8 protein-coding genes and 3 tRNA genes are annotated in these 8971 nt (G+C 34.3%); 3 read left to right on the forward strand and 8 right to left on the reverse strand.

Annotated features, from left to right (window positions below):
* Positions 1-28: 28 nt before the first annotated feature.
* Positions 29-2671 (reverse strand): YhgE/Pip domain-containing protein, encoded by a 2643-nt coding sequence (locus FQT28_RS09830; RefSeq protein ID WP_125449721.1) that lies wholly within the window; start codon positions 2669-2671, stop codon positions 29-31.
* A 129-nt stretch (positions 2672-2800) separates the two neighbouring features.
* Here FQT28_RS09830 and FQT28_RS09835 point away from each other — a divergent pair, with 129 nt between their 5' ends.
* The gene (locus tag FQT28_RS09835; RefSeq protein ID WP_125395187.1) at positions 2801-3343 is read left to right on the forward strand and encodes a TetR/AcrR family transcriptional regulator; all 543 of its coding nucleotides are present in this window, start codon (positions 2801-2803) and stop codon (positions 3341-3343) included.
* Between the two features lie 33 nt (positions 3344-3376).
* Here FQT28_RS09835 and FQT28_RS09840 read toward each other — a convergent pair.
* The 7 genes from FQT28_RS09840 to rlmH form a co-directional block, all read right to left on the reverse strand.
* Positions 3377-3450: transfer RNA gene (locus FQT28_RS09840), tRNA-Asn, on the reverse strand.
* 5 nt (positions 3451-3455) lie between these two features.
* A tRNA-Glu gene (locus tag FQT28_RS09845) sits at positions 3456-3527 on the reverse strand.
* 51 nt (positions 3528-3578) lie between these two features.
* Positions 3579-4331: a competence system response regulator transcription factor ComE gene (gene comE, locus FQT28_RS09850; RefSeq protein WP_125449719.1), complete on the reverse strand. Its 753-nt coding sequence runs from the start codon at positions 4329-4331 to the stop codon at positions 3579-3581.
* Complete coding sequence (gene comD / locus FQT28_RS09855; protein WP_125449717.1) at positions 4328-5647, reverse strand: competence system sensor histidine kinase ComD; 1320 nt, start codon at positions 5645-5647, stop codon at positions 4328-4330. Before comD ends, comE begins: the two co-directional genes overlap by 4 nt.
* A gap of 22 nt (positions 5648-5669) precedes the next feature.
* Positions 5670-5795 (reverse strand): competence-stimulating peptide ComC, encoded by a 126-nt coding sequence (gene comC / locus FQT28_RS09860; protein WP_125449715.1) that lies wholly within the window; start codon positions 5793-5795, stop codon positions 5670-5672.
* Between the two features lie 165 nt (positions 5796-5960).
* A tRNA-Arg gene (locus tag FQT28_RS09865) sits at positions 5961-6034 on the reverse strand.
* A 43-nt stretch (positions 6035-6077) separates the two neighbouring features.
* Positions 6078-6557 carry a 23S rRNA (pseudouridine(1915)-N(3))-methyltransferase RlmH gene (gene rlmH, locus FQT28_RS09870; RefSeq protein WP_125449713.1) on the reverse strand — a complete coding sequence of 160 codons (480 nt, stop codon included), beginning with the start codon at positions 6555-6557 and terminating at the stop codon, positions 6078-6080.
* Between the two features lie 184 nt (positions 6558-6741).
* Here rlmH and htrA point away from each other — a divergent pair, with 184 nt between their 5' ends.
* Together htrA and FQT28_RS09880 are read left to right on the forward strand one after the other, a co-directional pair.
* Positions 6742-7932, forward strand: a complete 1191-nt coding sequence (htrA, locus tag FQT28_RS09875; protein WP_143990044.1) for a serine protease HtrA — start codon at positions 6742-6744, stop codon at positions 7930-7932.
* Positions 7933-7989: 57 nt separating this feature from the next.
* Positions 7990-8748, forward strand: coding sequence for a ParB/RepB/Spo0J family partition protein (locus FQT28_RS09880; protein ID WP_143990045.1), 759 nt, complete (start codon positions 7990-7992; stop codon positions 8746-8748).
* Positions 8749-8971 lie beyond the last annotated feature (223 nt).

Genomic DNA, 8971 nt, shown 5'->3' on the forward strand with positions numbered 1-8971 from the left:
AGATTGACCAAGGAATTGGTCAATCTTTTTAATCTTCTTCCATTTTCTTAGGTTGATAAGCTAGCATACCTAAAGCAGTAAAGAAAACTAGTATTATAATAAGGAAAATGACTTGTTGATGAATATTTCCTGTCATAGAAATTGTTTGTCGTAATCCAGAAACCGAATAACTCATTGGTAACCAAGGATTAATAGCTCTAAAGAAATTATTTGTCAAAGCAAGTGGATAGGTACCTGCACTTGATGCTAACTGTAATAAAAGCAAAATAAGAGAAAAGAAAGCTCCTATACGGCTATTCCATGTTGTTAATGCAGTTACCATAGACATAAATGTTAAGCTTGCGATAATAATTAAGAACAAGGTTCTCATTTCATGATTTGCTGTTAGACCAATAAGATGAACGCCACCATAGACTAAGACAGCGGCTAAAACAGCTATAACTCCATTTATCTCAAAGCGAGATTTGAACCAAGCCCAGCGAGTTTCAGGATGACGACCTGAAGGTAATTTAGCAAAAATCATATTTGTTGATAATGCAGCGACAAAGAGAGCGACTGATATCATATAAGGAGCCATAGCAATCCCATTTACAGGAACTTGATCATTGTCTATTTTTGAAAGATTGAGTGGATTTGACAAAATCTCTGCATTTTTAGATTCTGTTGATGCTGATTTGAGTTGATCACTAGCATTACCTAGTCCTTGTCCTAAAGAAGCAACTCCTGCCTGTAAATCTTCCAATCCAGAAGTTAACTTTGTTCCACCTTCTGCAAGTTTCCCAGATCCATCTGCCAATTTATTAGCTCCATTCTCTAATTGAGAAGCACCTGAAAGTAACTGACTGGATTTGTCTGCTAATTGACCAGATCCTGATTGTAATTTATCAACTCCTGCCATTAATTCTTGACTCTTTTGATTCAATTGGTTAGAGCCAGTTGATAATTTTTCAATACCAGATACTAATTCTGGAGTTTTTTCAACTAATTGACCAACTCCTGCTGTCAAGCTAGAAGATTTTTGTGTCAAGGTGTTTGAGCCTGAAACTAGTTGATCCAAACTACCTGTCAAGGTGGAATTCTTTTCACTTAGTTGACTTGCGCCCTGAGAAACTTTATCAACACCTGCAGTATATGCATTTACACCTGATGCAATCGACTGACTAGCAGGAACTAATTTACTCGTCACTGCTCCCTGTATTTCTGTTAATCCACTTGACAATCCTGTCAAAGAAGTAGAAGCAATAGGTAATACTTGATTAGCTTGATTTTTTAACGTCGAAAGATTTGAAGATTGATTTTGTAAGTTTTCTAAACTTCCCTGTAAACCTTGTACTAAAGCTATAATTGACTGAGCCGATTGAATACTATCAGTCGAATTTTGAGATACAGAAGCACTTATCTCAGCTTGTTGCTCACTTGTCAAGGATTGATAAGCTGCTGTCGATTGAATATTTGCTAATGTAGCTGCTTTATCAGACTGAGCACTTGCTAACATTTGATTAGAAAGAGATACTATACTTGATAAAACAGAATCTAATTGTTTTGTATCTCCAACATCAATATTTTGAATAGCTTGATTTAACTGATTCAGACCAGAAGATAATTGATTAATTTGATCTTTTTTCCCAGACGAAGCATCTAACTTGCTAGAAAGTTGTTGAATCCCTTCACTTAATTGCTCCACCCCCATTCGAAGTGTAGCTGATTGATTAGATAACTGATTAGCACCTGTTGCAAGACTTCCCACTCCATTGGTGTAGGCACTAACACCAGATGAAAATTGATTAAGACCAGCATTAAGCTGAGAAACACCGCCAGTATAGGATTCTACACCAGTATATAACTGATTGATTCCTCTTACTAATTCAGGACTTTTAGAAGATAATTGACCTAATCCCCTATCTAATTGACTCACTGCACCAGTATATGTAACTAAACCACTATTAAAATTCCCTAAGCCAAGATGAAGTTGTTCAACACCAGAGACATAAGAGGATAATCCTTTAGTAAACTGCTCCGCTCCATTTGAAAAAGTTACACTTGAGTTAGCTAGAGTATTAAGATTTGTCGTCAATGTTTGACTTCCCGTCACCAACTGATTGGCTCCATTAGCCAATTGTTCACTTCCGTCAGCTGCCTTATTTATCCCAGACTTTAAGTCATTCATTTTTTGAAATAAAGCCTTGGTATACGTTTCGGTAACATTAGTGGAGACGGTTTGTTTTAATTGTGTCATTGCAGAATCACTCATCTTACTTGCAATAAAGCTATGTCCACTTGACGTCTGATAATCAATTTGCATCTGTTCAGGATGATTCGTTAGGATAGAAGTAGCTTTTTCAGATAAGTCACCTGGTAAAGTCACTACCATGTAGTAGTCACCATCTTCTAGCCCTTTTTCCCCTTCCTCTTCATTAACAAAATGAAAATCTAAAGCCTTATTTTCTTTTAAATTAGACACCATGTCATCACCAATTGTCATTGTCTGTCCATTATAAGAAGCTTCCTTATCTTTATTGACAACTGCCACAGGTAACTCGGATAATTGGCCATAAGGATCCCACATAGATGATAAAAATATAATGTTGTATAAAGCTGGAATGAGAGAAATCCCTATCATTACAATGATAAAGGTCGGTTTTTTAAATATTGCTTTCCATTCTTTAAACATATTTCCTCCTTTTTTAAACATATTGTCTAAAATTTTGATATAATAGATTATACATCAAAAAATCCAAATTACAAGGTAAAAAATGATTTTTTTAGACACATAGTCTATTTTTGTGCAAGAGGAAGAATTATGAAAGAAAGCAACAAACGTTTAAAAACAAAGCGAATCATCGAAAATGCCATGGTTCAATTATTGATGGACCAACCCTTTGATCAAATTTCTACTGTCAAGTTAGCAGAAAAAGCCGGAATTAGTCGTTCCAGCTTTTACACTCACTACAAGGATAAGTATGATATGATTGAGCACTACCAAAGTAAGCTATTTCATACCTTTGAGTATATTTTCCAAAAACATGCTCATCATAAAAGAGATGCTATTTTAGAAGTATTTGAATATTTAGAGTCTGAGCCACTATTAGCTGCTCTTTTATCTGAAAATGGGACAAAAGAAATTCAAAATTTCTTGAGAAATAAACTGCATATTATGCTTAGCACTGATCTTCAGAAACGTTTTATGCAACTACAACTAAATCCAATTGAACTCGAATATAGTAGCATTTATCTAACAAATGCCCTATTTGGTGTTTGCCAGACTTGGATTGCCCATGGAAAAAAAGAAAGTCCGCAAGAAATGACAGACTTCCTTATGAAAATGTTAGGTGATGTCAACTAAAAAAGAACACCGGGTGGTGTTCTTTTTATCTGACTCCGCCAGTAGGACTCGAACCTACGACATCATGATTAACAGTCATGCGCTACTACCAACTGAGCTATGGCGGATAAAATAGTCCGTACGGGATTCGAACCCGTGTTACCGCCGTGAAAAGGCGGTGTCTTAACCCCTTGACCAACGGACCATCTATCTGTAGCAGATATAACCATTATATCAATTTCTTACTAATTGTCAATTACTTTTTAAACTTTTTCTCTAGAATATCTTTCAGCTTGCGAACTTTCAAACGAGTGATGGGGCAGCGATGATCTTCATAAAAGACAACTTCTAGATTCTTTCGATCAATTTCTCTAACATTTCCAATATTGATTAGGAAAGATTTATGAGGAGAATAAAAGCGCTGGGTATGTTTGTCCTTTTCCTGAATATCTGTCATGGTTCCATAGAATTCTTTGGCAAAATTCTTACCAATAATCCGCAACTTATGAGAAACACCTGTTGTTTCGATATACAGAATATCATGGTAGGGGATTTTCAAATCATTTCCCTTATAATTGTAATCAAAATAGTCTACAACATCTTCGTTTTCAAGCAGCATGCTTTTGGTATAGAAGATACTCTGCTCGATACGTTTTTTGAACAATTCATCATTGATGTCCTTATCTACAAAATCTAAAGCTGATACCTGATACTTATAAGTTAAAGTAGCAAATTCAGATCGACTGGTAATAAAGACAATAATAGCATAAGGATTGTGATGGCGGATAAACTGTGCCACTTCAAAACCCTTTTTCTCAATTCCGTGAATATCGATATCTAGGAAATAAAGCTGGTTTACTTCATCGTTTTCAATATATTCCTTAAACTCACGAACTTTTCCTGTTGTCTTGTAAGAAATAGGAATATTTGATTCCTCCGAGATTTCATTCAATATTCTCTCTAGTCTCACTTGATGCTCAATAACATCTTCTAAAATTAATACTTTCATTCGAATTCCCTCTTAAATCTAATAATTTGTCTAAATGTGTTGTCTTCCATCTCTGTTTCCAAAATAATGTTGTCATACTTATCTAAAATCTCTTTGACATTATTAAGCCCTAGACCTCTATTTCTTCCCTTGGTAGAGAAACCTAAGGCAAATAAGTCTTCTGAAGGCGTCATAGTGATTTTACATGAATTCTGGATGACTATAACTGTTTCAAAATCCATTTTAATGACTGCGACTTCAATTTGTTTCAAGTAACTATCTGCGGCACCTTCAACAGCATTGTTTAATAAAATACTCATGATACGAACAAGATCAAGTAAATCTATTGACAGTCTAGTAATGATATCCTTTACTTCCAATGTAAACTCTACATCATTTTTTCGTGCATAGACAATCGATTGAGCAATTAAACTTCGTAAAGCAGAATCTTCTATATTATTTAAATCAAAGTAAGTATATTTTTCTGACCTCAATTTCTGATTTGCTTTTACTAGGACTTCATTGTAAACCCTGTTAATTTCTTGTAAATCTCCACTGTCAATCGCCATTTGCATGCTGACAAGCATCCCTGCATAGTCATGACGAAAACCTCGAATTTCATTATATAACTCCACAATTTCGTCAGTATAAGTCTGTAAATGTTTTTGTTCAAATTTCTTTTGTTTTAGAGCAATCTCTTTTTCAATTTGAACCTTGTAAGAGTTCATTGCAAAGAAGGTTAAAAGGAGCCCAACAAAAACTACGGATGATAAAATACTTCCAAAACTATTTAAATGAGAAATAGTACTCACGATATCTGAAATAAAAGAGACGATATGCAGGAAGATAAATACATATAGCACTTTTTTCAAAAAAGAATAGAGATATTCTTTGTCAAAATATTTAAGTTCTAGGTTGAAATAGGTAATAATTTTTTTAATTATAAAATAGGTTAATAACAAAACTACCAAAAAGAAAAGATCTTCATGTTGTAATGCTAATTGATCTCCTGTTATAGAGGATAAAGTTACCGATATGAATGTATGGGTAGTGTGATATAAAAGAGAAATTAATAAACTAATAAAAATTCCTTTATACTTATCATATTTCTTTAATCCTCTTAAATAACCATATATCACTAAAGGGAATAAAAATTTCTCTCCCCCTAATCCATGTAAAGATACAAAATAAAAGAAAAATTCAACTACTAACTGTAATATAAATAGCCAAATGCTGAACACATATAATTCTTTTTTAGTTGTTTTACAAATCCATTCATAATTTCTGCTAAGAATAAAAAGACCTAGAATAACTATTGCCAATCCGAATAAATTCATTATTTCCTACCCTAATTTTTAATTATTTTCTTTTTTGAAAAAGAAGACTACGTATTACGTCTGGAATTCTCCTTTCCCCACCTTGAATCTCCTGCAATTCTTTCTCCGTAAGCTTTTTAAACTGTTCCAATTTAACTGTGTTTTTCATAATAAAATCTCCTGTATTGTTTTTCTTGTAAATTAACTTACAAACCTATTATACAAAATGAAAATTATTTAAGAAAAATTTCTTCTCAACTGCACTGTTTTGTACCTGAAATGCACTTTTTTAAGAAAAAAGCTGGGAGTAATCCCAGCTTTTTCTCTAATGTACTGATCCCAGCAGGATTCGAACCTGCGACCGTTCGCTTAGAAGGCGAATGCTCTATCCAGCTGAGCTATGAGACCTAACATGACCATTCTATCAAAAAATAAGAGGTAAGTCAATCTTCTATTTATGATAAGGGGATCCCTGCTGAATGGTAAAAGCACGATAAATTTGTTCAACAAGAACTAATCTCATTAACTGATGTGGCAAGGTCAAACGTCCAAAGCTAACAGAGAGATTAGCACGATGCTTCACAGCAGGGAATAGTCCCAGACTCCCACCAATAATAAATGTAAGGGTAGAAAATCCCTTTATGGGAGCTTGTTCTAACTGCTTACTGAATTCCTCTGAAGAGAGAGTTTTTCCTTCAATTGCTAACACAACGACAAAATCTCTTTCTCCAATTTTGGAAAGAATTCGATTTCCCTCTATTTCTAATATTTTATGATTTTCTGACTCACTTGCCTTATCTGGAGTTTTTTCATCAGCTAATTCAATAATTTCTACAGTAGCAAAACGAGAAATTCGTTTGGTATATTCAGCAATTCCATCTTTAAGGTATTTTTCTTTTAATTTTCCTACTGTTACAATTTTTATTTTCATTCTTCTATTCTATCATATCCACACTTCATTTCACATCTTATACACAAAAAAATCATTCAAAATTACTAGTGAATTCACAGAATAACGTAAGTTATCCACAACTTGTGTAAAACTTTTACCTTTAAGCTTGAATTAAGTTAATAGATTTATACTTTAACCAAATAAAAAACAAACGGAGGCGTTTATGAAACACTTACAAACATTTTACAAAAAAGGAGTTACCTTTCTTATCATCATTCTGATAGGATTTTTGAGTGGTGCCCTAGGAAGTTTTGTGACACTGCAACTTTATCAAAAACAAGTAAGTCAAGCCACAAATAACACTACAAACACTGTTACTCAGACTTCCTACAAAAATGAAAATGCAACAACTCAGGCCGTTAATAAGGTAAAAGATGCCGTTGTGTCGGTCATCACTTATTCAGCAAATCGGCAAAATAGTGTTTTTGGAAATGACGAGACAGATACGGATACCGACTCTCAACAGGTAGCAAGTGAAGGTTCTGGTGTTATTTACAAAAAGAATGGGAAAGATGCCTACCTTGTGACAAATACCCACGTTATTAAAGGAGCTTCAAAAGTTGATATCCGTTTAGCAGACGGTACAAAAGTTCCTGGTGAAATTGTCGGTTCTGATACGTTCTCTGATATTGCTGTCGTAAAAATTTCTTCAGAAAAAGTCACAACCGTAGCAGAATTTGGAGATTCTAGCAAACTAAATGTTGGTGAGACTGCAATCGCAATTGGTAGTCCTCTAGGATCCGAATATGCCAATACAGTTACCCAAGGAATCATTTCAAGTCTCAATCGAAATGTCTCTCTAAAATCTCAAGATGGTCAAGCCATTTCTACAAAAGCTATTCAGACAGATACTGCCATTAACCCTGGTAACTCTGGTGGTCCACTTGTAAACATTCAGGGCCAAGTTATCGGGATTACATCAAGTAAAATTGCAAGTAATGGTGGAACCTCTGTCGAAGGTCTTGGTTTTGCAATCCCATCAAATGATGCTCAAAATATTATTAAACAGCTTGAAAGTGATGGTAAAGTGACTCGCCCTGCTCTTGGAATTCAAATGGTTAATTTAGCTAATATTGGAGCTAGTGATCTTAGAAAACTCAATATTCCAAGTAGCGTAACTTCTGGTGTAGTGGTAAAATCTGTTCAAAGTGATATGCCTGCATCTGGTCACCTTGAAAAATACGACGTTATTACCAAAGTTGACGACAAGGAGATTTCTTCGTCAACAGATTTACAGAGTGCTCTTTACAACCATTCTATCGGAGACACCATTAAAATCACCTACTATCGAAATGGGAAAGAGGAGACTACAACTGTTAAGCTAGATAAAAGTACAAGTGATTTAGAATCTTAATTGACATCAGTGTAAAGAAAACTTTACATATAATAAAAGATATGTTAGTGTAGAATCATGGAAAAATTTGAAATGATTTCTATCTCGGAAATACAAAAAAATCCCTATCAACCTCGAAAAGAATTTAATGCAGATAAACTAAGGGAATTGGCTGAGTCAATCAAAGAAAATGGGGTCATCCAACCCATCATCGTTCGTCAATCTCCTGTAATTGGTTATGAAATCCTTGCAGGAGAGAGACGATATCGGGCTTCTCTCTTGGCTGGTCTGACTTCTATTCCAGCCGTTGTGAAACACCTCTCAGATCAGGAAATGATGATTCAGTCTATCATTGAGAATTTACAGAGAGAAAACTTGAATCCGGTTGAAGAGGCACGCGCCTATGAATCTTTAGTAGAAAAAGGATTTACTCACACTGAGATAGCGGATAAAATGGGAAAATCTCGTCCTTATATCACTAATTTTATTCGTTTGCTTTCCCTACCAGAGCATATCTTATCTGAAGTAGAAAATGGAAAAATTTCTCAAGCTCATGCACGTTCACTAGTTGGTTTGAATAAAGAGCGACAGGAATATTTCTTTCAACTAATCAAAAATGAAGATATCTCTGTGAGAAAGTTAGAAGCACTTCTTACAGAGAAAAAACAAAAGAAGCAGAAAAAAAGTGATTCTTTCATTAAAGATGAGGAAGATAAATTAAAAAAACAACTTGGATTAAATGTAGAAATTAAACTTTCTAAAAAAGATACTGGAAAGGTTATTATTTCTTTTTCAAACCAAGAAGAATATGACAGAATTATCAACAGCCTGAAATAAGGCTGTTCTTTTATTTTTTCAACCCACAAATTTATCCACTATTTTTTATAGCAAAAAACCAAATAATTCAAGGAAATCCCTCACTTATCCCCAACCTGTGGATAAAAAGTGTAAACATTGTGGATTCTTTTCCACAGATTGTGGAAAAATGCTAGCATCTATGGTAAAATAAGTCTAACAGTAAACCTTTTTACATCAAATATAGCAAAGGAGGGGATAATCG

Source organism: Streptococcus oralis (assembly GCF_901543815.1).
Classification (GTDB): domain Bacteria; phylum Bacillota; class Bacilli; order Lactobacillales; family Streptococcaceae; genus Streptococcus; species Streptococcus oralis_CM.

Excerpts from the sequence above, each read along its gene's own strand:
- comC (WP_125449715.1), bottom strand. The coding sequence starts at position 5,795 with ATGAAAAACACAGTTAAATTGGAACAGTTTAAAAAGCTTACGGAGAAA.
- rlmH (WP_125449713.1), bottom strand. The coding sequence starts at position 6,557 with ATGAAAATAAAAATTGTAACAGTAGGAAAATTAAAAGAAAAATACCTT.
- comD (WP_125449717.1), bottom strand. The coding sequence starts at position 5,647 with ATGAATTTATTCGGATTGGCAATAGTTATTCTAGGTCTTTTTATTCTT.
- FQT28_RS09830 (WP_125449721.1), bottom strand. The coding sequence starts at position 2,671 with ATGTTTAAAGAATGGAAAGCAATATTTAAAAAACCGACCTTTATCATT.
- htrA (WP_143990044.1), top strand. The coding sequence starts at position 6,742 with ATGAAACACTTACAAACATTTTACAAAAAAGGAGTTACCTTTCTTATC.
- FQT28_RS09835 (WP_125395187.1), top strand. The coding sequence starts at position 2,801 with ATGAAAGAAAGCAACAAACGTTTAAAAACAAAGCGAATCATCGAAAAT.
- FQT28_RS09880 (WP_143990045.1), top strand. The coding sequence starts at position 7,990 with ATGGAAAAATTTGAAATGATTTCTATCTCGGAAATACAAAAAAATCCC.
- comE (WP_125449719.1), bottom strand. The coding sequence starts at position 4,331 with ATGAAAGTATTAATTTTAGAAGATGTTATTGAGCATCAAGTGAGACTA.